Annotated in this window: 17 protein-coding genes and 2 tRNA genes; 5 read left to right on the forward strand and 14 right to left on the reverse strand. The window is 70.5% G+C overall.

The window, feature by feature from the left end; genetic code table 11:
- Nucleotides 1-22 precede the first annotated feature (22 nt).
- From IB242_RS02690 to IB242_RS02700, 3 genes are all read right to left on the reverse strand, one after another.
- The gene (locus IB242_RS02690; protein ID WP_192275646.1) at nucleotides 23-2,518 is read right to left on the reverse strand and encodes a methyl-accepting chemotaxis protein; all 2,496 of its coding nucleotides are present in this window, start codon (nucleotides 2,516-2,518) and stop codon (nucleotides 23-25) included.
- 199 nt (nucleotides 2,519-2,717) lie between these two features.
- A tRNA-Leu gene (locus IB242_RS02695) sits at nucleotides 2,718-2,802 on the reverse strand.
- 322 nt (nucleotides 2,803-3,124) lie between these two features.
- Nucleotides 3,125-3,209: transfer RNA gene (locus tag IB242_RS02700), tRNA-Leu, on the reverse strand.
- A gap of 236 nt (nucleotides 3,210-3,445) precedes the next feature.
- Between IB242_RS02700 and rnr the strand changes: the two genes are divergently transcribed.
- The 4 genes from rnr to IB242_RS02720 all read left to right on the forward strand — a co-directional run bounded on the left by rnr (nucleotide 3,446) and on the right by IB242_RS02720 (nucleotide 10,184).
- Nucleotides 3,446-5,731 (forward strand): ribonuclease R, encoded by a 2,286-nt coding sequence (rnr, locus tag IB242_RS02705; RefSeq protein WP_192275648.1) that lies wholly within the window; start codon nucleotides 3,446-3,448, stop codon nucleotides 5,729-5,731.
- A gap of 32 nt (nucleotides 5,732-5,763) precedes the next feature.
- A complete protein-coding gene (locus IB242_RS02710) occupies nucleotides 5,764-6,243 on the forward strand; it encodes a GFA family protein (RefSeq protein WP_192277653.1) in 480 nt (159 codons plus the stop codon).
- A 136-nt stretch (nucleotides 6,244-6,379) separates the two neighbouring features.
- Nucleotides 6,380-7,123, forward strand: a complete 744-nt coding sequence (rlmB, locus tag IB242_RS02715; protein WP_192275650.1) for a 23S rRNA (guanosine(2251)-2'-O)-methyltransferase RlmB — start codon at nucleotides 6,380-6,382, stop codon at nucleotides 7,121-7,123.
- A 73-nt stretch (nucleotides 7,124-7,196) separates the two neighbouring features.
- Complete coding sequence (locus IB242_RS02720; protein ID WP_192275652.1) at nucleotides 7,197-10,184, forward strand: ligand-binding sensor domain-containing diguanylate cyclase; 2,988 nt, start codon at nucleotides 7,197-7,199, stop codon at nucleotides 10,182-10,184.
- Between the two features lie 312 nt (nucleotides 10,185-10,496).
- Here the strand turns inward: IB242_RS02720 and rnt are convergent, their stop codons facing one another.
- The 10 genes from rnt to pstS (IB242_RS02770) form a co-directional block, all read right to left on the reverse strand.
- A complete protein-coding gene (rnt, locus tag IB242_RS02725) occupies nucleotides 10,497-11,144 on the reverse strand; it encodes a ribonuclease T (protein WP_192275654.1) in 648 nt (215 codons plus the stop codon).
- 59 nt (nucleotides 11,145-11,203) lie between these two features.
- On the reverse strand, nucleotides 11,204-11,956 hold the full coding sequence (locus tag IB242_RS02730; protein WP_192275656.1) for a putative DNA-binding domain-containing protein: 753 nt from the start codon (nucleotides 11,954-11,956) through the stop codon (nucleotides 11,204-11,206).
- Nucleotides 11,946-12,803, reverse strand: a complete 858-nt coding sequence (locus IB242_RS02735) for a DUF692 domain-containing protein (protein ID WP_192275659.1) — start codon at nucleotides 12,801-12,803, stop codon at nucleotides 11,946-11,948. Before IB242_RS02735 ends, IB242_RS02730 begins: the two co-directional genes overlap by 11 nt.
- A gap of 72 nt (nucleotides 12,804-12,875) precedes the next feature.
- Nucleotides 12,876-13,280 carry a hypothetical protein gene (locus tag IB242_RS02740; RefSeq protein WP_192275661.1) on the reverse strand — a complete coding sequence of 135 codons (405 nt, stop codon included), beginning with the start codon at nucleotides 13,278-13,280 and terminating at the stop codon, nucleotides 12,876-12,878.
- Nucleotides 13,281-13,439: 159 nt separating this feature from the next.
- Nucleotides 13,440-14,156 (reverse strand): phosphate signaling complex protein PhoU, encoded by a 717-nt coding sequence (phoU, locus tag IB242_RS02745; protein ID WP_192275663.1) that lies wholly within the window; start codon nucleotides 14,154-14,156, stop codon nucleotides 13,440-13,442.
- 61 nt (nucleotides 14,157-14,217) lie between these two features.
- Nucleotides 14,218-15,051, reverse strand: coding sequence for a phosphate ABC transporter ATP-binding protein PstB (gene pstB, locus IB242_RS02750; RefSeq protein WP_192275665.1), 834 nt, complete (start codon nucleotides 15,049-15,051; stop codon nucleotides 14,218-14,220).
- Between the two features lie 19 nt (nucleotides 15,052-15,070).
- Nucleotides 15,071-15,934, reverse strand: coding sequence for a phosphate ABC transporter permease PstA (gene pstA, locus IB242_RS02755; protein ID WP_192275667.1), 864 nt, complete (start codon nucleotides 15,932-15,934; stop codon nucleotides 15,071-15,073).
- On the reverse strand, nucleotides 15,934-16,908 hold the full coding sequence (gene pstC / locus IB242_RS02760; RefSeq protein WP_192275669.1) for a phosphate ABC transporter permease subunit PstC: 975 nt from the start codon (nucleotides 16,906-16,908) through the stop codon (nucleotides 15,934-15,936). Before pstC ends, pstA begins: the two co-directional genes overlap by 1 nt.
- A gap of 115 nt (nucleotides 16,909-17,023) precedes the next feature.
- Complete coding sequence (gene pstS / locus IB242_RS02765; RefSeq protein ID WP_192275671.1) at nucleotides 17,024-18,109, reverse strand: phosphate ABC transporter substrate-binding protein PstS; 1,086 nt, start codon at nucleotides 18,107-18,109, stop codon at nucleotides 17,024-17,026.
- A 181-nt stretch (nucleotides 18,110-18,290) separates the two neighbouring features.
- Nucleotides 18,291-19,313: a phosphate ABC transporter substrate-binding protein PstS gene (gene pstS / locus IB242_RS02770; RefSeq protein WP_192275673.1), complete on the reverse strand. Its 1,023-nt coding sequence runs from the start codon at nucleotides 19,311-19,313 to the stop codon at nucleotides 18,291-18,293.
- A gap of 314 nt (nucleotides 19,314-19,627) precedes the next feature.
- Here pstS (IB242_RS02770) and IB242_RS02775 point away from each other — a divergent pair, with 314 nt between their 5' ends.
- The gene (locus IB242_RS02775) at nucleotides 19,628-20,920 is read left to right on the forward strand and encodes a porin (RefSeq protein WP_192275675.1); all 1,293 of its coding nucleotides are present in this window, start codon (nucleotides 19,628-19,630) and stop codon (nucleotides 20,918-20,920) included.
- A gap of 259 nt (nucleotides 20,921-21,179) precedes the next feature.
- Here the strand turns inward: IB242_RS02775 and IB242_RS02780 are convergent, their stop codons facing one another.
- Nucleotides 21,180-22,412, reverse strand: a complete 1,233-nt coding sequence (locus IB242_RS02780) for a dipeptidase (RefSeq protein WP_192275677.1) — start codon at nucleotides 22,410-22,412, stop codon at nucleotides 21,180-21,182.
- Nucleotides 22,413-22,568 lie beyond the last annotated feature (156 nt).

The following is a 22,568-nucleotide window of genomic DNA, read 5'->3' on the forward strand; positions in this document are numbered from 1 at the left end:
TGCGACCGCGCCGGCCGCCGCGTCACGCGGCCCGCGGCGGGCCGGCCTCCCGGCGGGTCTGGAACACCGAGACCGCTTCCTCCAGCTGACCGGCCAGGACCTCCAGCGCACCGGCCGCGGAGGATGCCTCCCGCACCAGGGCCGCGTTCTGGTGGGTGGCCTCGTCCATCCGCGCGATGGTCAGGTTGATCTGTTCCAGGCGCCCGGCCTGCTCGGTGCTGGCCGCGGCGATCTCGTTGACCAGCGCGGAGGTACGGGTGGCCGAGGCGTTGAGGCGCCCGATGGCCTGCTCGGAGCGGCGGCTGATCGCCAGGCCGTTCTCCACCCGCTGGCCGGACTCCTCGATCAGGCCCCGGATCTCGCGGGCCGCGGTGGCCGAGCGCTGGGCCAGGCCGCGCACTTCGTTGGCGACCACCGCGAAGCCCCGGCCTTCCTCGCCGGCGCGCGCCGATTCGACCGCGGCGTTGAGCGCCAGGATGTTGGTCTGGAAGGCGATGCCGTCGATCACCGCGATGATCTCGCCGATCCGCGAGGAGGACTGGTCGATCTGCGCCATCACCTGCACCACTTCGCCGATCGCCGCGGAGGTCTCGCGGACCGCGTCGCCGGCCTGGCGCGAGGCGTCGTCGGCCTGGTGCGCGCGCTCGGCGTTGGCGCGCACGGTGGCGGTGAGCTCCTCCATCGAAGCCGCCGCCGCTTCCAGGTCGCCTGTCTGGCGTTCGCTGCGCCCGGACAGGTCGGCGTTGCCCGAGGCGATGCTGCCGGCGGCATCGGCGATCGACGCGGCGGCCAGCTGGATCCGGTCGACGATGCCGGTCAGGCGCGTCACGGTGGCGTTGGCATCGTCGCGCATGCGCGCGAACACGCCGTTGAACTCGCCGTCCATCTGCCCGGTGAGGTCGCCGTCGGCGATGGCCTGGAACAGCTGCGACAGCGTGGACAGGTTGCCGTCGGCGGTGCGCATCAGCCGGTTCAGGCCGGCGATCATCGCGCGGAAATCGTGTTCGTAGCGCTGCTCGTCGCCGCGCTGGGCGAAGTCGCCGTCGGCGGCGGCATCGGCCAGGCGCCGGATCTCGGCGTTGATCGCGCCCAGGTTGGCCTTGACCGTGTCCATGGTCCGGGTGAGCACCGCCTTGCCGCCGGGCAGGCGGTCCATGTCCTCGGACAGGTCGCCGATGGCGTAGCGCTGCATGACCTCCATCTGCCGCATCATCAGGGCGATGTGCGAGGCGACCAGCGCGTTGGTGTCGCGCACCATCCGCCCGTAGTCGCCGGGAAACGCGGACTGGTCGATGCGGAAGCCGATGTCGCCGTCGTCGTGGCGGCGCGCCATCTCCGCCTGCGCCTGGATCACCGCCTTGAGCTGCACCTGCATGCGCGCCATCGCGCCGAGCAGCTGGCCGACTTCGTCGTTGCGGCCCTGCGCGATCGTGCCGTCGAGGCGGCCGTCGGCGATGTCGCCGGCCACCGCGATGGCCGAGGCCAGCGGCCTGACCAGCAGCCAGCGCACCAGCAGGAACAGGCTCAGGCTGAGCAGGCCGACCGAGGCCACGCCGGCCAGCACGATGATCCACAGCATCTGCCGGGCCTGCTGCATGAACTGCGCCGACAGCCGCGCCTGCGGGACCGCGACGCCGAGGCTGAAGCGTTCCTCCGCCTTGCCCGCCTGCAGCGGCACGTAAACCCGCACGTAGCCATCGGCATCGGGCTGCAGCTGTTCATGGCTGCGGCCCTCGGCGATGGCGGCGAGCATCGCGCGGCTGGCCGGATCGGTGCGGTGGCTGCCGAGCCGGGTGGCATCGCGCGAGGCCAGCACCATGCCACCGGGCGAGATCAGTTCGAGATAGCCCGCGTCCATCGGCTGCACCTGCGACAGCCGCTGCTGCAGCCCGGACAGCGCCAGATCGGTCAGGACGACGCCGAGGTACTGGTCGTCCAGCATGATCGGCGTGGACAGCGTGGTCATCAGCACGCTCTCGTCGCGGCCTTCGGTGACGTCGGCGTAGGGTTCCAGCAGCACCGGCCGGCGCAACTGCCGCGGCAGGGCGTGCCAGGCGTCGTCCGCGCCGGGCGTGGCGCCGTCGTACAGCAGCGCGCCATCGTCGTCCCAGGTCCAGTAGCTGAGCAGGCGCTCGGGATTGCGTCCGTCGAACGCACCGGCTTCCCACAGCACGCCGGTGCCGACCCAGGTCGGGTTGGCCAGCAGCTGCTGGCGGAACACCGCGTCGACGCTCTCGCGTTCCAGGCCATGCAGCGCCCGTGTGGCCAGCAGCGTGTTGACCAGGGTGTCGTTGGCCTTGAACGTGCTTTCCAGTTCGGCGCCGATGCGCGCGGACTGGTAGTGGGCGATGCTCTCGATGGTCGCGCGCGAGGACGCGACCAGCGCGCGCTTGCTGATCCACTGGCTCAGCGCGGCGGTCAGGCCGAAGCAGAGCAGGGCCAGCAGGCCGGTGCCGAGCATGAGGCGATGGGCGATGCTGCCGTGTCTGCCGGCGGGGGTGGTGCGGATCGACGCCATCGCTGCTCCATGCTCCTGATGCAATGCCAACCGGCCGTTGTCGGCACGGGCGGTGACATCTTGAGTCGGGCCTTGCGGGCGCCGCTGCGGACCGGGCGGCAGGGCCGCCGCGTGGTCGCCGGCGCAGGATCGAGGAAGCGCAGAAAACAGAAAACCCCGCCGGAGCGGGGTTTTCTGTCGGGCCTTGCGGCCGGTGTCCTGGTGCCCAGGAGAGGACTCGAACCTCCACGGTTTTACCCGCTAGTACCTGAAACTAGTGCGTCTACCAATTCCGCCACCTGGGCAGGTGGGCGCGCAGTATACAACGTGAAATCCGATTCGTGCAGTGGGTCGGACACATTCGTGTCGCATCCGTTCGCCGGGGCCCGTCGCGATGGCGTCGCGCGCTGCTTCCGCATGCGTGTGCGAACCGGGTGGCGAGTGCGCGGGATGCACGGCAGGCGTACCGGACGCGTGCATCGCCGTGGCCCGCCTGTCCGGCCGGTGGCCATCGCTGCACGGCGCGCGTGATGGGATGCGTGTCGGTGCGCACATCGGCCACGCCGGGCCCAGATGCAGAAAACCCCGCCGGAGCGGGGTTTTCTGTCGGGCCTCGCGGCCTTGTCTTGGTGCCCAGGAGAGGACTCGAACCTCCACGGTTTTACCCGCTAGTACCTGAAACTAGTGCGTCTACCAATTCCGCCACCTGGGCAGGTGAGGCGCGCATTCTGGAGATCGTCCGCGGTCTTGTCAACACCCGCGCACGCCGATCCTGCACGCGGTGCAGAACAGGGCGGGGTGTACCATCCCGGCATGAAGAAAACAGGCAAGCGCGGCGGCAACGCCGGAGCAGGAACCCGCGGGACCGGAGCGGGCAGTGACAGGACCGGCAAGGCCGCCAAGGCTGGCCGCACGGCGCAGGGCGGGGGAAAGAAGCTCCCACCCTGGATGCCCGAGCCGCCGCCGGTGGTGCGGGCCCCGCGCCCGCGCAGCGCGCCGGCGCCACGCGGTGGATTCCAGGATCCGCACGCGGCACGCGAGGCCGAGCGTTATGCCCAGCCCATCGCCAGCCGCGAGGCGATCCTGGCGTTGCTCGAAGCGGCCGACGGCCCGCAGACGGCCGAGGAGCTGGCCCGTGCGCTGTCGCTGACCGCGCCGGACCGCTTCGACGCGCTCGGCAAGCGCCTGGGCGCGATGGTCCGCGACGGCCAGTTGGTGCAGAACCGCCGTGGTGGCTTCGCTCCCGTGCAGCAGACCGACCTGATCCCCGGCGTGGTGATCGCCAACCCGGACGGGTTCGGCTTCCTGCGCCCGGACGCCGGTGGTGGCGACGACCTGTTCCTGCCGCCTTATGAAATGCGCAAGGTCATGCATGGCGACCGGGTGCTGGCCAACGTCACCGGCATCGACCGCCGCGGCCGCCGCGAGGGCAGCATCGCGCGCGTGCTGGAGCGGCGCCTGACCCGGCTGATCGGCCGCTTCGGCAGCGAGGCGGGCATCAGCTTCGTCGTACCCGACGACAAGCGCGTGCAGCGCAACGTGCAGGTACCGCCGGACGGTACCGGCGGCGCCCGCGACGGCCAGCTGGTGGTCTGCGAACTGGTGCAGGCGCCGGATGCGCGGCGCCCGCCGATCGGTCGCATCGTGGCGGTGCTGGGCGACAGGCTGACGCCGTCGCTGGTGGTCGAGGCCGCCATCCACGGGCACGACCTGCCGCACGAGTTCCCGCCGGAGGTGCTGGCCGAGGCAATGGCCGTGCCGCTGACGATCGAGGAAGACACGATCGGCGAGCGCGTGGATCTGCGTGCGCTGCCGCTGGTCACCATCGACGGCGAGGACGCCAAGGACTTCGACGACGCGGTCTACTGCGAACCCAACCGGAACGGCTTCCGGCTGGTGGTGGCGATCGCCGACGTCTCCCATTACGTGCGCCCCGGCGCGCCGCTGGACGACGAGGCGCAGAAGCGCGCGACCTCGGTCTACTTCCCCGGCTTCGTCGTGCCGATGCTGCCGGAGACGCTGTCCAACGGCATCTGCTCGCTGAACCCGAAGGTCGACCGCTTCTGCTTCGTCTGCGACATGCAGGTCGACCGCGACGGCCAGGTCACCCGCTCGAAGTTCTACGAGGCGGTGATGAACTCGCACGCGCGCCTGACCTACACCCAGGTGTGGAAGGCGGTGGGCGAGGACGATGAAGAGGCCCGCACCCAGATCGGCGCGCTGCTGCCGCAGGTCGAGCGCCTGCACCAGCTGTACCAGGTGCTGGCCAAGGCCCGCCAGCAGCGCGGCGCGATCGAATTCGAGTCCTCCGAGGTACGTTTCGTCATCGGCCGCGAAGGCGAGGTCGTGCAGGCCGGCATGCTGGCCCGCAACGATGCGCACAAGCTGATCGAGGAATGCATGATCGCCGCCAACGTCGAGGCCGCCCGCTACCTGCTGGGCAAGCAGGTGCCGGCCCCGTACCGCGTGCACGAGCGGCCGCCGGAGGCCAAGTACGCCGACCTGCTGGAGTTCCTGCAGGAGTTCGGCCTGCGCATGCCGCCGTGGTCGAAGGTCGAACCGCGCGATTTCACCCAGCTGCTGAAGAAGGTGCGCGACCGGCCCGACGCGGCGCTGCTGGAGTCGGTGCTGCTGCGCAGCCAGAGCCTGGCGGTGTACTCGCCGGACAACAACGGCCACTTCGGCCTGGCGCTGGAGGCCTACGCCCACTTCACCTCGCCGATCCGGCGTTATCCGGACCTGCTGGTGCACCGGGCGATCAAGCACGCGCTGAGCGGCGCGCGCGCGACCAGCTACCGGTACCCGCCGGGCGAGATGGCGGCACTGGCGCTGCAGTGCTCCGAGCGCGAGCGGCGCGCCGACGAGGCCGAGCGCGAGGTCGACGAGCGCTACCGCGCGGCGTGGATGGAGAAGCACGTCGGCAGCCAGTTCGACGGCGTGATCAGCGGCGTTACCAGTTTCGGCCTGTTCGTCGAGCTGAACGACTCCAAGGTCACCGGCCTGGTCCACGTGACCCAGCTGCCGCACGACTATTACCACTTCGACCCGGTGCGCAAGACCCTGGCCGGCGAGCGCCGCGGGCGCGAGTTCCGGCTCGGCGACCCGCTGCGGATCCTGGTGCTGAAGGCCAGCGTCGAGGACCGGCGCATCGACTTCCGCCTGGCCGAGGAGGCCGAGCCGAAGGCGCCGCCGCCGCGTGGGCAGCCGGCCAGACGCACCAAGAAGAAGTACTGAGGCATCCAGCGATGACGACCGGGGCAGCGGTGATGGCGAAGACGGGCGAGTACAGCGGCGGCTGCCAGTGCGGCGCCGTCCGCTTCCGCGTACGTGGCCGCCTGCACGATGCCTCGATCTGCCACTGCCGGATGTGCCAGAAGGCCTTCGGTGCGTACTACGCGCCGCTGGTGTCGGTGCGTGGCGCGCAGTTCGCCTGGACCCGCGGCGAGCCGAAGCGTTTCGCTTCGTCCAACCTGGTCAGGCGCGGCTTCTGCGCCGACTGCGGCACGCCGCTGACCTACGAGGCGCCCGATGGCATCGCGGTGGCGGCAGGCGCCTTCGACGATCCGGCGCTGCTGCCGCCGGTGATCCAGTACGGGATCGAACGCCGGATGCCGTTCGCCGGCGCGCTCGACGCGCTGCCGGCGCGACGCACCGAGGACGACCTGGAGGCGGCGGCGTTTCTTGCCGACGTGGTCTCCTTCCAGCATCCGGACCACGATACCGACGACTGGCCGCCGCGGCCCTGAGCACCCGCCGCGCGGCCTGCGCGGCACGCTGCATGAACGTCTTCACGTGCCGGCAGGCAGGCTTCACGCGCGTGGCGCTGGCTGCGCTGGGCGCCAGCGCCTACCATTCTCTCTTTCCCTCTCTTCGATCCCGCCAATGAGCAAGCAGAACCAGTGGGTGGTCGGCGTCAACGCCGTCGCCTCCGCCATCGAGCACGATGCCGAACACGTGCGCGAGGTGCTGGTCGAATCCGGCGGGCGCAATCCGCGCCTCACCGAGATCGAGGAGCAGGCCCGGCGCGTGGGCATCGAGGTGCGCAAGGTCGCCACCCAGGCGCTGGACGGGATCGGCGGCAATCTGCGCCACCAGGGCGTCGCCGCCCGCTATGCAGCGGTGAAGACCTGGGACGAGAGCGAGCTGGCGGGCCTGATCGAGGCGGCCGAAGGCCGTGCGCTGCTGCTGGTGCTCGACGGCGTGCAGGATCCGCACAACCTCGGTGCCTGCCTGCGCAGCGCCGCCGCCGCCGGCGCGACCGCGGTGGTGATCCCCAAGGACAAGTCGGCGCCGGTGAATGCCACGGTGCGCAAGACCTCGGCCGGTGCGGCCGACCGGCTGCCGGTGGTGTCGGTGACCAACCTGTCGCGCTGCCTGCGCGACCTGCAGAAGCTGGGCGTGTGGATCTATGGCCTGGCGGGCGAGTCCGAGCCGTCGCTGTATTCGCTGGACCTGCGCGGCAACGTCGCGCTGGTGCTCGGCGGCGAGGCCGAGGGCCTGCGCCGGCTCACCCGCGAGCACTGCGATGCGCTGGTCAGCATCCCGATGCCGGGCGACATCGAAAGCCTGAACGTGTCGGTGGCTGCCGGTGTCTGCCTGTTCGAGGCGGTGCGCCAGCGCGTCTGATCCGGCTGCGGCACGGGCCGAAGCGGGCGTGGGGCCGGATGGGGCGAGCCCGCCGGCGTTTGTGGAGCATGGCATGCGGGGATGGCGACGACAGGCGGGTGCGGCGCTGCTGTGCCTGCTGTGGCTGACGACGTGGGCGGCAACGGCCGCGGCCGCGCAGCGCGCCACTGCCGCGGTCGCGCCGCCGCTGCGCGACTACGCGGTCGACGCGTGGAGCTCGCGCAACGGCCTGCCGCACAACTCGCTGCGCGACATCGCCCAGACCCCCGACGGCTACCTGTGGTTCGCGACCTGGGAAGGCGTGGTGCGCTACAACGGCACCGACTTCACCGTCATCGACCGCGGCAGCCGCCCCGGCCTGCGCGACAACGGCATCGGCGCGCTGTACGTCGATCCGGAAGGCACGCTGTGGCTGACCGACTCGCGCGGCAACCTGGGCCGGCATGGCGACGATGGCGGCTGGCGGTACTGGGAGCGCAGCGGCGAGTGGCCGCAGGCGCTGATCCACGACATGGAAATGGACAGCCGCGGCAGCCTGTGGCTGCTGTTCGAAGGCCATGGCCTGGGCCGGGTCGACCCTGACGGCAGCTTCCACTACCTGGCGCCGCCGCCCGAGCTGCCGGTCGCGGCCAGCTTCCCGCGGATGGCGATCGATGCGCAGGACCGGATCTGGGTCGGCACCCTCGACGGCCTGGTCGTGCGCGAGCCCGATGGCCGCTGGCGGCGTGCGCCGGCGGCGCTGGACCTGCCGAAGGGCCTGGTCTGGCCGTACCGCGCCCCCGATGGCGCGATCTGGGTCACCGCCTCGCAGCGCGTGTACCGGATCGAGGACGGCGCCGTCGTCCAGCAGCATGCGCTGCCCGGCGTCGGCACGTTCACCGCCATGCTCCAGGACCGCAACGGCGGCCTGTGGCTGGGCACCGAGAACCACGGCCTGCTGCGGATCGGCCCCTACGGGCTGGAGCGCATGGCGCCCGGCGAGGTGCTGCCGAACGGACGCGTCGCCAGCCTGCTGGAGGATGCCGAGGGCAGCATCTGGATCGGCGCCAACGGCGGCCTGTTCCGCCTGCGCGAGACGCTGTTCAACGGCTACACCCGGCGCGATGGCTTGCGCGGCGACTACGTGCGCGCGCTGATCGAGGACCGGCAGGGCGTGCTCTGGGTCGGTGGCGGCGGTGGCCTGGACCGGATGGGGACGGATGGCCGTTTCCACCCCGCGCCGGTCCGCGGCGCGACCGGCGAGGCGCTGTCGGTGCTGAGCCTGGCCGAGGACCGCAGCGGCGACCTGTGGGTCGGCACCTTCGTCGATGGCGTGTTCCGGCTGCGCGACGGCCGGCGCGTCGCCCACTACGGGCCGGCGCAGGGCATGGTCAGCGGGCATGTGCGTGCGATCAGCGTGGCCCGGGACGGCACGGTCTGGGTCGGCAGCCGCACCGGGCTGCTGCGGGTGGAGGGTGCGGTGATGCGCGCGCCGCCGCCGGTGCCGGGCCTGCCGCGCGGCCTGATCACCGCGCTGGCCAGCGTCGGCGACACCCTGTGGATCGGCTCGGTCGAAGGCGCCCACCTGCTGCGCGACGGTCAGGTCGAGCACCTGGACCTGGAGGCGCTGGGCGGCACGCGCTCGGTGTTCGGATTCCAGCCGATCGGCGACGCGGTCTGGATCTCCACCGACCGCGGCCTGTTCCGCTGGCGCGACGGGCAGGTCGATCGGGTCGGCCTGGAGCAGGGCGTGCCGGTGGACGCGGTGTTCCAGCTCGTGCCGGACCGTGTCGGCAACGCCTGGATCAGCAGCAACCGTGGCGTCCTGCGCAGCACGATGCAGGCGCTCAACGCCGCGGCCGACGGCCGCGTGCTGCCGATCGCGATGGACCGCTATACCGAGATCGACGGTCTGGTCAGCTCGCAGGGCAACGGCAGTTCCGCGCCGTCGACGATCCTGCGCCGCGACGGCAGCGTGTGGCTGGCCACCGCCGGTGGCGTGGCCAGCGTCGATCCCGCGCGGATGCAGCGCTACCTGAGCCGGCCGGCGCCGCCTGCCGTGGTCGAAGGCGTGCAGGTCGACGGCCAGGCCGTGGCCTGGCAGGACGGCGCGGTCATTCCCGGCGGGCAGCGCCTGACCGTGTCCTACGCCGGCCTGAGCTACCTGTTCTCCGAACGCATCCGCTACCGCACGCGCCTGCTCGGGCTGGACAGCCAGTGGATCGACCGCGGCCAGCAGCGCAGCGTGGAGTTCCTGAGCCTGCCGCCGGGCAACTACACGCTGCAGATCGCCGCCGCCCATCCCGATGGCGAGTGGAGCCGCGAGGCCGCGGCCTGGACCTTCACCGTGCAGCCGCTGTGGTGGCAGCGCGCCAGCGTCCGGCTGGCGGCCACCCTCGCGGCGTTGCTCGGGCTGATCGCGCTGTACCGCTACCTGATCCACCGCTACCGCAACCGCAACCTGGAGCTGGAACGGCAGGTGCACGAGCGCACCCGCGACCTGCGCCAGCAGACCGAGCGCCTGCTGGTGGCCGACCGCGAGCGCAACGAACTGCTCGACCAGCTGCGCAGCCAGGCCGAGATCTCCGAACGGCAGGCGCGCGAGGACGCGCTGACCGGGCTGGCCAACCGCCGGCATTTCGACGAGGTGCTGGCGCGCGAACTGGCGGTGGCGCGGCGTGGCGGGCGGCCGCTGTGCCTGGCGATGATCGACATCGACCATTTCAAGCGGATCAACGACACCTGGTCGCACAGCACCGGCGACCAGGTGCTGCGCGAGGTGGGGCGTGTACTGGCCGCCGATTGCCGCAGCTCCGACCTGCTGGCGCGGCTGGGCGGCGAGGAGTTCGCGCTGCTGATGGTCGACACCCGGCTGGAAGCGGCGGTCGCGGCCTGCGAGCGCCTGCGCGGCCGGTTCCGCGCGCACGGCGACTGGGCCGGGGTCGAGGGTCTGCAGGTGACCTTCAGCGCGGGCGTGGTCGCCTGTTCGGCCGACGACACCCCGGCCTCGCTGTTCCGTCGCGTGGACGAGGCGCTGTACCGGGCCAAGCGCGAGGGACGCGACCGGATCAGGACCGACTGAAGTCTGGTCCGCCCGGCCTGGCGATCCGCGCCGGGCAGGTGGGCATCGCATGTCCCACCGGCGGACGCCGCCGGATGCCGATGCGGCCAACGGGTGGCGCCGATGCGATCGGCGTCGCCGTGCACGCAGGCCGGCGGACATCCCGGCGCTGCGACGACCGGCGTGCTGCGTCGCGCGGTGGAGCGCATTGCGACAGCACGGCGGCGACATCATCACCAGCTGTCTGGCGATGGTGGGCGCTGCGTCACGCACCGCGGCCCTGCGCGGGCGTCCGTGCCGAAGGCCCCGTCGCCGCCGCGGGCTCCTTCTGGATCAGCCCTGGATCGGCGACGGCCAGGCGTTGGCGATGCGGCAGAACACCCTGGCGGTCTGTTCGGCGTCGTAGACGGCCGAGTGCGCGTCGTCGGCGTTCCACTCCAGGCCCGCGGCCACGGCCGCGCGTGCGAGCACGGTCTGGCCGTAGGCGATGCCGGCCATGGTCACCGTGTCGAACACGCTGAACGGGTGGAAGGGATTGCGCTTGTGGCCGCTGCGGGCGACCGCGGCGTTGACGAAGTTCAGGTCGAAATGCGCGTTGTGGCCGACCAGGATCGCGCGCTGGCAGCCGTGCCGGCGGACTGCGGCGCGCACGTGGTTGAACACGTGGCCGAGCGCGTCGCGTTCGGGTTTGGCCAGCCGGAACGGGTGGTCCAGGTCGATGCCGGTGATCTCCAGCGACTTCGGGTCGATCTCGGTGCCCGGCGCGGGGATCAGGTGCGCGCTGGCGGTTTCGCCGGGCACGAACAGGCCCTCGGCATCGAGCTCGATCGGGACCGCGGCGATTTCCAGCAGCGCGTGCCGGTTCCAGTCGAAGCCGCCGGTCTCCACGTCGACCACGACGGGCAGAAACCCGCGGAAACGGCGTGCGAGCGGGCTCGGCGTGATCGGGGCGGAAGGCGTGGCGTCGTCGGTCTGCGTCATCGCGCAAGGGTAGCAGAGCGGCGCCGGCCGCCCGCCTGGAGCGCGTGCGGATGCGGTGGTCAAGCCTGCGGGTGCGTGCCCAGCAGCGTGCCTTCGGCGTGCATCCGGCGCAGCAGCGCCAGCCCCTGCGCGATGAAGGCGGCGTCCGCGGCGACGCCAGCCTCGGCCGCGAGCGCCTCCAGCTGGGCGCGGCCGCTCAGGTCGGCACCGGCCAGCCGCTCCAGCAGCCGGTAGGCCAGCGGCGACAACGCGGCGAAGCGCGCACGTCCATCCTGGTCGCGGCGCACCAGCAGCAGGGTCGGTTCGGGCGGCGGCCGCGTCGGCCGATGCTGCGGGCCGATCCGGTGCACCGGCCACTGGTAGGCCAGGGCGCGCACGTAGGGCGACACCAGCGGCACTCCCTCCAGCAGGTCGCCGTCGGCGACGTGCGCCGGCAGCGGCGCATCGTCGATCTGCACCGCCAGTTCGATCCATTCGTAGTGCGCCAGCTCGGCCAGCCACGGCGGGTCGCCGGCCGCAGCGTCGCGCTCCTCCAGATACCGGATGAACTCGCGCGGAAGTTCGGGAAACAGCGGCGTCCGGCTGCGATGCCGCGCATAGAACGCCGCCACCAGCGCGTTCCAGCCAGGCTCGCCCAGGACCGTGCGGATGACCGGGAAGTTGCCCGACAGCAGGCCGATGATGTTGTTGAGGAACAGCCTGCGGTACAGCGCCATGCGGCGCGCTTCGACGCCTGGCGGGGCCGGATGCGCGTCCGGGTCGCGCAGGTGGGCCGCGAACGCGCGCTGCTGCTCGTGCAGGTCAGCCGACATGCGGCACCGCCTGCGCTGCCGGCATGGCCGCTGCCGCCTGCTGCTGGATGCGGCGGATCCGCGCCACCTCGTCCAGCAGGACCGGCAGTGGCGGCAGGTTGAAGTCGCGCTCGAGCAGGGTCGGGCGCACGCCGTGCAGGCGATAGGCTTCCCCGAGCAGCGCCCAGACCGGGTCGATCACCGGCGCGCCGTGGGTATCGACCTTCAGGTCCGCGGCCTCGTCGTCATGCCCGGCGACGTGGTAGCAGACCACCCGCGCCGAAGGCATGCGCGCGAGGAAGGCCGATGCGTCGTAGCCGTGGTTGACCGCGTTGACATGGACGTTGTTGACGTCGAGCAGCAGGTCGCAGTCGGCCTGCTCCAGCACCGCGACGACGAAGTCGGCCTCGTCCATCGCCTGCCACGGTGCCGCGTAGTAGGAGACGTTCTCCACCGCGATGCGGCGGCCCAGCACGTCCTGCACGCGGCGGATCCGCGCCGCGACATGGGCGACCGCGGCCTCGGTGAAGGGCAGCGGCATCAGGTCGTACAGATGCCCGTCGTCGCTGCACCAGCTCAGGTGCTCGCTGTACAGCGCCACCCTGTGCCGGTCGAGGAAACGGCGGGTGCGCTGCAGGAAGGGCTCGTCCAGCGGCGCGGGCCCGCCCAGCGACAGCGACAGCCCATGGCAGGTCAGCGGATGCCGCGCGGTCAACGCATCGAGCGCCTCGCCGAGCCGGCCGCCGACGCCGATCCAGTTGTCGGGCGCGCACTCGAGGAAGTCGAACGCCCCGGCCGGCGCCGCCTGCAGCGGATCGAGCAGGGCACGGCGCAGGCCGAGACCGGCGCTGGCATCAGGAAGCGGCATCGCAACGCACTCGGAAAGGGCGTCCGTGTGCGGACGCCGGCTCCCGTTGGAGGGCAGGGGGGACAGGGCGGTTCAGCGTGCGCCGCCGCAGCCGCCTTCGCCGCACTTGCCCTCACCGCATTTGCCTTCGCCGGCCTGCTTCTCGGCCTTGTTCTCGACCGTCTTGGCGGCATGGTGGGCGCGGTGTTCGGCCTCGTCGATGAAGCCGTCCTGGTTGGTGTCGATGGTCGCGAACTGTCCGGTCCGGTCCGGGTGCGCGGCGGCGAACTCGGCCTGCGAGATGCGGCCATCCTGGTCGGTATCGGCCTTCTGCATGCCGCAGCGGCCTTCGCCGCACTTGCCTTCCTGGCCCTTGATGTCGGCCGCGGCCAGCATGTAGCCCTGCGCCAGCGGCTGCATGGCGAACGAGGCGCCGGCCAGGGACAGGCCGGCCAGGGCGGTGCCGAGGGCGATCGCGACGGGTTTCTGGGTGGACATGTCGAGCACTCCGAAGGGGCGCGGGAGACGGCGCGCGTGGCCGCCGTGGGGAGCGCAAGTCTACTCCCGCGGCGTTAGTCCTTCGTGCAACGAGCGCCACCGTGGCCGCCGTCGCGGGGCGGCCGCAGGGCCGGCGCGGTGCGCGCCGGCCGCGCCGGGTCAGATCACGCCGGTGGTGGTGCTGGTGTCGTCCTGCTTCTCGCGCGGCGGCAGCGGCTGCTCGCCGTGGACCAGGAACCAGACGTTCTCGGCGATGTTGGTCGCGTGGTCGCCGATCCGCTCCAGGTTCTTGGCCATGAACAGCAGGTGCGTGCACGGGGTGATGTTGCGCGGGTCTTCCATCATGTAGGTCAGCAGCTCGCGGAACAGCGCGGTGTACTGGCGGTCCAGCTCGGCATCGCTGTCGCGCACGCGCAGGGCGCGGGCCTCGTCGTTGACGCGGTAGGCCTCCAGCGCCTCGCGCACCTGGCGCACGGCCAGCTGGCCGAGCGCGCGCAGGCCGTTGATCTGCGGCAGCGGCGGCGCGGCGTTCAGCGCGATCGAGCGCTTGGCCACGTTGGCGGCGTAGTCGCCGATGCGCTCGATGTCGGCGGGGATGCGCAGGCCGGCCAGGATCTCGCGCAAGTCGCGCGCCATCGGGCCGCGCAGCGCCAGCAGCATCACGTCGTGGCTGATCCGGCGCTCGGCCGCGTCGATCGATTCGTCGTTGGCCACGATCCGGCGCGCGGCGCTGTCGTCGCGGCGTTCGACCACGTCCAGCGCGGCCTCGAGCTGGGCGACGGCGGTCTCGCCCATGCGGACGACTTCGGCGACCAGGCGCTGCTGTTCGTCGTCGTAGCTCTTGACGATGTGGTCATGGGAATGGGAGCTGGTCATGGCGATGTCCGGAGCGTGGAAGGTGGGCGGCAGCGCCGCCGAGGCGGATGGAGCGGAGCGGTCAGCCGAAGCGGCCGGTGATGTAATCCTCGGTCTGCTGCCTGGACGGCTTGGAGAAGATCGTCTCGGTGCGGTCGTGTTCGATCAGGTCGCCCAGGTACATGAAGGCGGTGAAATCGGACACGCGCGCGGCCTGCTGCATGTTGTGGGTCACGATCACGATCGTGTAATCGTTCTTCAGCTCCTCGACCAGCTGCTCGATGCGGCTGGTGGAGATCGGGTCCAGCGCCGAGGTCGGCTCGTCCAGCAGCAGCACGTCCGGGCGCAGGGCCACGGCGCGGGCGATGCACAGACGCTGCTGCTGGCCGCCGGACAGGCCCAGCGCGCTCTGGCCCAGCTTGTCCTTGACCTCGTCCCACAGCGCCGCCTGGCGCAGCGCCTGTTCCACGCGCACGTTCATGTCGGCGCGCGAAAGCTTCTCGTGGTGGCGGATGCCGTAGGCCACGTTCTCGAAGATGGTCATCGGGAACGGCACCGGTTTCTGGAACACCATGCCGACCTTGCTGCGCAGCCGGTTCATCGGGTACTTCGGCGACAGGATGTTCTCGCCGTCCAGCAGCACCTCGCCGCGCGCTTCCAGCTTCGGATACAGCGCGTAGATGCGATTGAAGATGCGCAGCAGGGTGGACTTGCCGCAGCCGGAGGGCCCGATCAGCGCTGTCACGCGCTTCTCCGGGATCTCCAGGTGGATGTCCTTCAGCGCATGGAACCTGTCGTAGTAGAAGTCCAGGCCGCGCGCGGCCAGCTTGATCGGGGCCGGAGCGGCTGCGGCGGTCCCCTGGTGGGCGACGGCGATGCGCTGCATCGGGACGGCGGCGGAGTGCAGGTCGTTCATGGACGGATCCCGGGAAAAGTCAGTCATGGGTGATCTTGTTGCGCAGCAGGAGCGCGCGGGCGGCCAGGCTGATCAGCAGCACGAACACGGTCAGCACCAGGGCGCCGGCCCAGGCCAGCACCTGCCACGATTCGAACGGGCTTCCGGCGAACTGGTTCATCACCACCGGCACGCTGGCCATCGGCTGGAACACGTTGGCGCTCCAGTACTGGTTGCCGAACGCGGTGAACAGCAGCGGCGCGGTCTCGCCGGAGATGCGGGCCAGGGCCAGCAGCACGCCGGTGACGATGCCGGCCGAGGCGCTGCGGTACAGCACCTGCACGGTGACCTTCCACTGCGGGATGCCCAGCGACAGCGCGGCCTCGCGCATCTGCGCAGGCACCAGCCGCAGCATCTCGTCGGTGGTGCGGACCACCACCGGCAGCACGATGAAGGCCAGCGCCAGCGCACCGGCGAAGGCCGAGAAGCTGCCGCCGGTCTGCATCACGTAGGCGGTATAGACGAACAGGCCGAGCACGATCGACGGTGCCGACAGCAGGATGTCGTTGACGAAGCGGACCACGGTGCCGGCCTTGCGCGCATTGCCGTACTCGGCCAGCCAGGTGCCGGCGGCCACGCCCAGCGGCGTGCCGATGGCGATCGCCATCGCGCACATCACCGCGCTGCCGAAGAAGGCGTTGGCCAGGCCGCCTTCCTGCATCGGCGGCGGGGTGATCTTCGTGAACAGGTCCCAGTTGACGCCGGCGATGCCCTTGGAGGCCAGCGTCCACAGGATCCAGCCGAGGAAGAACAGGCCGAACACGGCGGTCGTGCAGGACAGGACCAGCGCCACCACGTTGGTGATGCGGCGGCGGGTATAGAGCGCGTTGCTGGCGGCGGACATCAGTTGCCCTCCTTGCGCGAAAGCTGCAGCAGCATGAAGCGGGCGATGGCCAGCACCAGGAAGGTCACGATGAACAGCACGAAGCCGAGCAGCAGCAGGGCCGAGCGGTAGGTTTCGGTGGCCTCGCCGAAATCGTTGGCGATCAGCGCGGCGATGGTGGTGCTGGGCTCGAGCAGCGACGGGCTGAAGCGCACCGCGTTGCCGATCACGAAGGCCACCGCCATGGTTTCGCCGAGGGCGCGGCCCAGGCCGAGGAAGATGCCGCCGATGACGGCCGAACGGGTGTACGGCAGGACGATGTCCCAGCTCACTTCCCACTTGGTCGAGCCCAGCGCGTACGCCGATTCCTTCAGCCGGGTCGGCACGGTCAGGAACACCTCGCGCATGATCGAGGACACGAACGGGATCACCATGATCGCCAGCACGAAACCGGCGGTGAGCATGCCGATGCCGAGCGGCGGGCCCTGGAACAGCGCGCCGATCACCGGCAGCGGGCCGAGTTTCTCGTTGAGGAACGGGGTGACGTATTCGGTCATCACCGGGACCAGCACGAACAGGCCCCACATGCCGTAGATGATCGAGGGGATGCCGGCCAGCAGTTCGATCGCGGTGCCGACCGGGCCACGCATCCAGCGCGGCGCGACCTCGGTCAGGAAGAAGGCGATGCCGAAGCTGACCGGCACCGCGATCAGCATCGCGATCAGCGCGGTGACCAGGGTGCCGTAGATCGGCACCAGCGCGCCGTACTTGTTCTCGACCGGATTCCACTCGGTGGAATAGAAGAAGCTCAGGCCCTGCGCTTCCAGGGCATGGCGGCCGCCCCACAGCATCGACAGCGCCGCGCCGGCGAGGGCGAAGAGCACGAAGACGACGGTGGCGGCCAGGGCGTACTTGAACAGGCGGTCGGCGCGGGCATCGCGCAGGTCGCGTTCGCTCGGCGCGGAGAGTGACTGGGGGAGGGTGGTCGCGTTCATCGCTGGGTCGCTGCGTGCTGCGGGCGGTGGTGCAGGTCGGGGCCGGCGGCCAGGTCCGGGAGGGAGGACCTGGTCACCGGCCCGACGTGCGCGGGACGGCGTTGACGCGTCGTGCTTACTTGAACTCGGCGGCCCAGTAGGCCTCGATCTGCTGCACCAGCTCCGGCGGCAGCGGCACGTAGTGCAGCTCGTTGGCCTGGGCCTGGCCGCTCTCGAACGCCCACTTGAAGAAGGCCAGCGCGGCCTGGCTGCGCGCGGCGTCCTTGGGCTGCTTGTGCATCAGCATGAAGTTGGTGGCGGTGATCGGCCACGCGTCCGCGCCCGGAGCGTTGGTGACGATCAGGTTGAAGTCCTTGGCGCTGGCCCAGTCGGCGCTGGCCGCGGCGGCCGCGAAGGTCTCGGCGTTGGGCTGCACCCAGTTGCCGGCCGCGTTCTGCAGCGAGGCGTAGGGCATGTCGTTCTGCAGCGCGTAGGCCAGTTCGACGTAGCCGATCGCGCCCTTCATCTGCTTGACGTAGGAGGCCACGCCTTCGTTGCCCTTGCCGCCGACGCCTGCCGGCCACTGCACCGAGGTGCCTTCGCCGACCTTGCCCTTCCACTCCTCGCTGACCTTGGACAGGTAGTTGCTGAAGTTGAAGGTGGTGCCCGAACCGTCGGAACGGTGGACGATGGTGATCTTGGCGTCAGGCAGGGCCACGCCCGGATTGGCGGCGACCAGGGCCGGGTCGTTCCAGGTGGTGATCCTGCCCATGAAGATGTCGGCCAGCTGGGCACCGGTCAGGCGCAGCTTGCCCGGCTCGATACCGTCGATGTTGAACACCGGGACCACGCCGCCGATCGCCGACGGGAACTGGCCCAGACCGGCGGCCGCGAGTTCCTCGCTCGGCAGCGGCTTGTCGGACGAGCCGAAGTCGACCGTGCCGGCCTTGATCTGGGCGATGCCGCCGCCCGAGCCGATCGACTGGTAGTTGACCTTGCTGCCGGTGGCGGCGTTGTAGTCGGCCGACCACTTCGACATCAGCGGGAAGATGAACGAGGCGCCGGCACCGGAGACTTCGGCCGAGACCGGGTTGGCGGCGGCCGGCGCGTCGGTGGACGCACCACCCGCGGCGGGAGCGGTGCCTTCGCCCGAAGGCTGGCAGGCCGCGAGGGCCAGGGCGAGGGCGGACAGGGCGGCGAGGCGGACCGGCTTCAGGTTCATGTCGTCAGGGAGCGCAGAGGGCCGGCCGTGCCGGCGGTGCGCTCATGAAATGATGTTTTTGTTACACCCGTATGACGTGGCCGCAGGTGCCCGCCGGACGGTCGATGCCAGGGACGAAAAAGGGCGCGGACCTTGCGGTCCGCGCCCTCCGAGCGCACAGGGGGAGAGAGGTCCCGGGGGCTCAGTACTTCATGTTCTGGGCCCAGTAGGCCTCGATCTGCTTGACCAGCGCATCCGGCAGCGGGACGTAGTCCAGGGCGGTGGCCTGGGCGTCGCCGTTGGCGTAGATCCACTGGAAGAACTGCTTGGCGTTCCTGGCGCCGGTCTGGTTCTTCGGCTGCTTGTACATCAGGATGAAGTTGGTCGCGGTGATCGGCCACGCCTCGTTGCCCGGGGCGTTGGTCATCACCAGGTAGAAGTCCTTGCTGCCGGCCCAGTCGGCGCTGGCGGCGGCGGCCTGGAAGCTTTCCTGGCTCGGCTGCACGTAGCGACCGGCGGCGTTGCGCAGCTGGGTGTGCGACAGCTTGTTCTGCAGTGCGTAGGACAGCTCGACGTAGCCGATGCCGCCCTTGATCTGCTTGACGTAGGCGGCCACGCCTTCGTTGCCCTTGCCGCCGATGCCGGCCGGCCACTGGACCGAAGTGCCTTCGCCGACCTTGGTCTTCCACTCCGGGCTGACCTTGGACAGGTAGTTGACGAAGTTGAAGGTGGTGCCCGAGCCGTCCGAGCGGTGCACGACGGTGATCTTGGCATTAGGCAGGGTCAGGCCGGGGTTCAGCGCGACCAGCGCCGGGTCGTTCCAGGTGGTGATCTTGCCGAGGAAGATGTTGGCCAGGGTCGCGCCGTCCAGCTTCATCGCGCCCGGGGCGATGCCCTGCACGTTGACGATCGGCACCACGCCGCCGATCACCGACGGGAACTGGGCCAGGCCGTGCTTGGCCAGCTCTTCCGGCTTCAGCGGGGCGTCGGAAGAACCGAAATCGACGGTACCGGCCTTGATCTGGGCGATGCCGCCGCCCGAACCGATCGACTGGTAATTGACCTGCTTGCCGGTGGCGCCCTTGTAGTCGGACGACCACTTGGACATGACCGGGAAGATGAAGGATGCGCCGGCACCGGTGACATCGTTGGCGTGGGCGAGGGAGATCGACGACGTGACCGCGATGAGAGCGGCGGCGACGCGGGTCTTGAACGTGACGTTCACTGGGTGGGCTCCTGGTGGATCGATTGGGTGGTCGAGGACCCTTGAAGGTCCGACCCGGCGCATTCCATAACCGGCCGGTGACCGCTTCGCGTCACATGCATGACGGATGCGTGACATGCACTCGGGGCGTGCGTCTTCGCCGACGCGCGCAGGACGGCGCGACCGTCCCGCCGGATGTCATGGGGCTGTCATCGCGTCAACGCCGGACTGTCATCTGACGGTCGCAAGCTGCGCGCTGTCTTAACGGGCGCTTCACGTTCCGCACCGCGGGAGAGGCCCCCCACGCGCTTCGCCACCACCATCGGAGATCACCCATGCGTTATTCCATTCTGGCCGTCGCGCTCGGTGCGGCCCTGTCCACGACCAGCTTCGGCGCGTTCGCCGCCGACAATGCCGAGCTGGCCGAACTGAAGGCGCAGCTGGCCGCGCTGCAGGCCAAGGTCGTCGAGTTGGAGACGCGCACCGACGCGCAGTCCGACATCAACATCGGCACCCAGCAGAACCTGGAGACGATCGCGGCGACCACGCCGAAGGTCGAGACCAAGGGCGGCATCAAGGTCACCTCGCCGGACAAGAAGTTCGAGGCCTCGCTGGGCGGCCGCATCCACTTCGACGCCTACGCCTTCGACCGCGACCTGGCCGCCACCACCGGCACCAGCGAGTTCCGCCGCGCGCGCCTGACTCTGGCCGGCAAGGCTTACGGCTGGGACTACAAGGTCGAGCAGGACTTCGCCGCCGGCTCCAACCTGGACGGCCTGCGCGACGCCTTCATCGCCACCAGCCTGTGGGGCGGCAAGGTCACCATCGGTCACTTCAAGCCGTACCGCTCGATGGAGGAGCTGACCAGCTCCAACGAGATCCTGATGATGGAGCGTCCCTTCGCCTCGGCGACCGGCCTGTTCAGCGGCCGCCAGTTCCAGCAGGGCGTGGGCTACCTGCGCGCCGGCGACAACTACACCGCCGGGTTCACCGTGTTCAACCTGCGTGGCGCTTCCGGCAGCCGCAACGAAGGCATGGGCGCCTCCGGCCGCGTGACCTTCGCGCCGATCAACACCGACAACCAGACCCTGCACTTCGGCGGCTGGTACAGCCGCGAGGACGCGAACCTGGGCTCGGCCGACCTGGTCGCCACCGCCAACTACGCCGGCCGTCGCGGCCCGGCGCAGGCCATCGCCACCACCACCGGTGCCAGCCGCAACACCGTCGATGCCTACGGCCTGGAAGCGGCCGGCTCGTTCGGCCCGCTGTTCTTCCAGGGCGAGTACGTCAACGCCACCTTCGGCCAGCCGACCCGCGACCAGGACGTGACCACCTGGTACCTGCAGGGCAGCTGGATCCTCAACGGCGGTCACAAGGCCTACAAGCCCGGCACCGGCGTGTTCGCTTCGCCGAAGGTCGGCGACAGCGGCATCTGGGAGCTGACCGCGCGCTACGACTTCATCGAGAACAAGGATCTGGTCAACCGCGAGGCGACCAGCACCATCTTCGGCGTCAACTACTACGTCAATCCGAACCTGCGCTTCATGTTCAACTACACGCAGGGCGAGAACGAGGTGACCGGCGACGAGACCGGCCAGTACGCGCTGCGCACGCAGTTCAGCTGGTAAGCGGCGCGCACCACCCGCGGCGTCGATGCCGACGCCGCGGAAGGTGCACCGGAAGGCAAAGCCCGCGGGTGATCGCGGGCTTTCTGCTTTTCAGCGCGCCCATCCGCGGGTGGAGCGCCGCCTCGTGGACGCAGGCTGTGGACGCAGCGGACGGCGCCTGCCGCGATTCGGTCCGCAACGCCGCCGCCGCTTGCCACGGCTGCCTCCGCAGGCCACCGGTGCGCCGGCCGCGGCCCAACGCACCGGAACCACGCAGGATTCAGCGCGTGGCGGCCGGCGCCTGTTCCGCCACCGCCTGCGCCTGGCGGATCACCCGCAGCAGGTTGCCGCTCCAGATGGCCTCGATCTGCTGCTCGGTGTAGCCCTCCTGCAGCAGGCGCGCGGTGATCTTCGGCAGGTCGCTGATGTCCTCCAGGCCGATCACGCCGCCGCCGCCGTCCCAGTCGGCGCCGAAGCCGACATGCTCCGGGCCGGCCACCTCGAGGATGTGCAGGATGTGGGCGAAGTAGTCGTCCAGCGTCGCCTTGCGCAGCCCATGCTTCGCGTCGAGTTCCGCGCGCAGGCGGTCGAACTCGGGATAGTCCGATTCGCGCATCGCGGCGCGGCCGCCGAAGCGCTCGTACAGCGCACGCAGGTCGGCCTGGTAGGCCGGCGTCGCCCCGGTGTCGATCAGGTAGCTGCCCAGCGAGTTCACCAGGATCACGCCGCCGTGCCCGGCCAGCTTCCGGATCCGCGCATCGTCGATGTTGCGGGGGTGCTCGAAGACCGCGTCGGCGCCGGTATGGCTGAGGATGATCGGCGCGGTCGACAGCTCCAGCAGCTGGTCGAACACGGCATCGGAGGCATGCGACTGGTCGAGCACGATGCCCAGCCGGTTGGCCTCGGCGACCAGCGCACGTCCCTTCGGACTGAGGCCGTTCCATTCGGCCGGCGTGCTGGCCGAGTCGGCGAAGTCGTTGTTCGAGGTGTGGACCAGGCCGAGCACGCGCACGCCGAGCCGGTGGTACAGGCCCAGCAGCGAGGGGTCGGCGCTGAGCGGCGAGGCGTTCTCGATGCCGATGTAGACCACGCGTTTCCCGTCGCGCTTGATCCGCGCCGCATCGTCGGCGCTGACCGCGAGTTCGAACTTGTCCGGATGCGCAGCCAGCAGCTCGCGGATTTCGACCAGGCGGGCCAGGCCGTGGTCGCGCGCGGCGAGGTCGTCGGCCGGCGTGCGTCCACGCTGCCCGGTGTAGATCACCCAGATGCCGCCATCGAGCCCGCCTTCGACCAGGCGCGGGTAATCGACCTGGCTCGCAGCATGGCCGTGGTCGTTGCGCTCGAGGATGTCCCAGCCCTCGCGTCCGAAGAACAACGGCGTGTCGAGGTGGCTGTCCAGGGTGAGGATGCGCTCGTGCAGGGCACGCGCGGCCGCGGGAACCGCGTCGCTGGCGAGCAGGGGAACGGGGAGCAGGCCCAACGCCAGCGTGGTGGCCAGGAGGAGACGGGTCATGTGGCGACGTTCGCATTGGAAGCGGGGCCACATCCTCGCATCATCCGGACATGGCACGGGCATGACGGATCGTCATCGGCAGATGCCGATCAGGACGAAGGTCACGGTTCATCGCCCCATCCGCTGCGCTAGGATGCTGCGCTGCGTGTCGTGGGA

Source organism: Xanthomonas sp. XNM01, from assembly GCF_014851915.1.
Lineage (GTDB): Bacteria > Pseudomonadota > Gammaproteobacteria > Xanthomonadales > Xanthomonadaceae > Pseudoxanthomonas.

Bases quoted from the DNA above. Each gene is read 5' to 3' on its own strand.
- IB242_RS02780 (WP_192275677.1), bottom strand. From the start codon at position 22,412: ATGACCCGTCTCCTCCTGGCCACCACGCTGGCGTTGGGCCTGCTCCCC.
- IB242_RS02735 (WP_192275659.1), bottom strand. From the start codon at position 12,803: ATGCCGCTTCCTGATGCCAGCGCCGGTCTCGGCCTGCGCCGTGCCCTG.
- pstA (WP_192275667.1), bottom strand. From the start codon at position 15,934: ATGTCCGCCGCCAGCAACGCGCTCTATACCCGCCGCCGCATCACCAAC.
- pstS (WP_192275671.1), bottom strand. From the start codon at position 18,109: ATGAACCTGAAGCCGGTCCGCCTCGCCGCCCTGTCCGCCCTCGCCCTG.
- phoU (WP_192275663.1), bottom strand. From the start codon at position 14,156: ATGACCAGCTCCCATTCCCATGACCACATCGTCAAGAGCTACGACGAC.
- IB242_RS02730 (WP_192275656.1), bottom strand. From the start codon at position 11,956: ATGTCGGCTGACCTGCACGAGCAGCAGCGCGCGTTCGCGGCCCACCTG.
- IB242_RS02775 (WP_192275675.1), top strand. From the start codon at position 19,628: ATGCGTTATTCCATTCTGGCCGTCGCGCTCGGTGCGGCCCTGTCCACG.
- pstC (WP_192275669.1), bottom strand. From the start codon at position 16,908: ATGAACGCGACCACCCTCCCCCAGTCACTCTCCGCGCCGAGCGAACGC.
- rnr (WP_192275648.1), top strand. From the start codon at position 3,446: ATGCCCGAGCCGCCGCCGGTGGTGCGGGCCCCGCGCCCGCGCAGCGCG.
- IB242_RS02740 (WP_192275661.1), bottom strand. From the start codon at position 13,280: ATGTCCACCCAGAAACCCGTCGCGATCGCCCTCGGCACCGCCCTGGCC.
- IB242_RS02710 (WP_192277653.1), top strand. From the start codon at position 5,764: ATGGCGAAGACGGGCGAGTACAGCGGCGGCTGCCAGTGCGGCGCCGTC.
- pstB (WP_192275665.1), bottom strand. From the start codon at position 15,051: ATGAACGACCTGCACTCCGCCGCCGTCCCGATGCAGCGCATCGCCGTC.
- rlmB (WP_192275650.1), top strand. From the start codon at position 6,380: ATGAGCAAGCAGAACCAGTGGGTGGTCGGCGTCAACGCCGTCGCCTCC.
- rnt (WP_192275654.1), bottom strand. From the start codon at position 11,144: ATGACGCAGACCGACGACGCCACGCCTTCCGCCCCGATCACGCCGAGC.
- IB242_RS02690 (WP_192275646.1), bottom strand. From the start codon at position 2,518: ATGGCGTCGATCCGCACCACCCCCGCCGGCAGACACGGCAGCATCGCC.
- IB242_RS02720 (WP_192275652.1), top strand. From the start codon at position 7,197: ATGCGGGGATGGCGACGACAGGCGGGTGCGGCGCTGCTGTGCCTGCTG.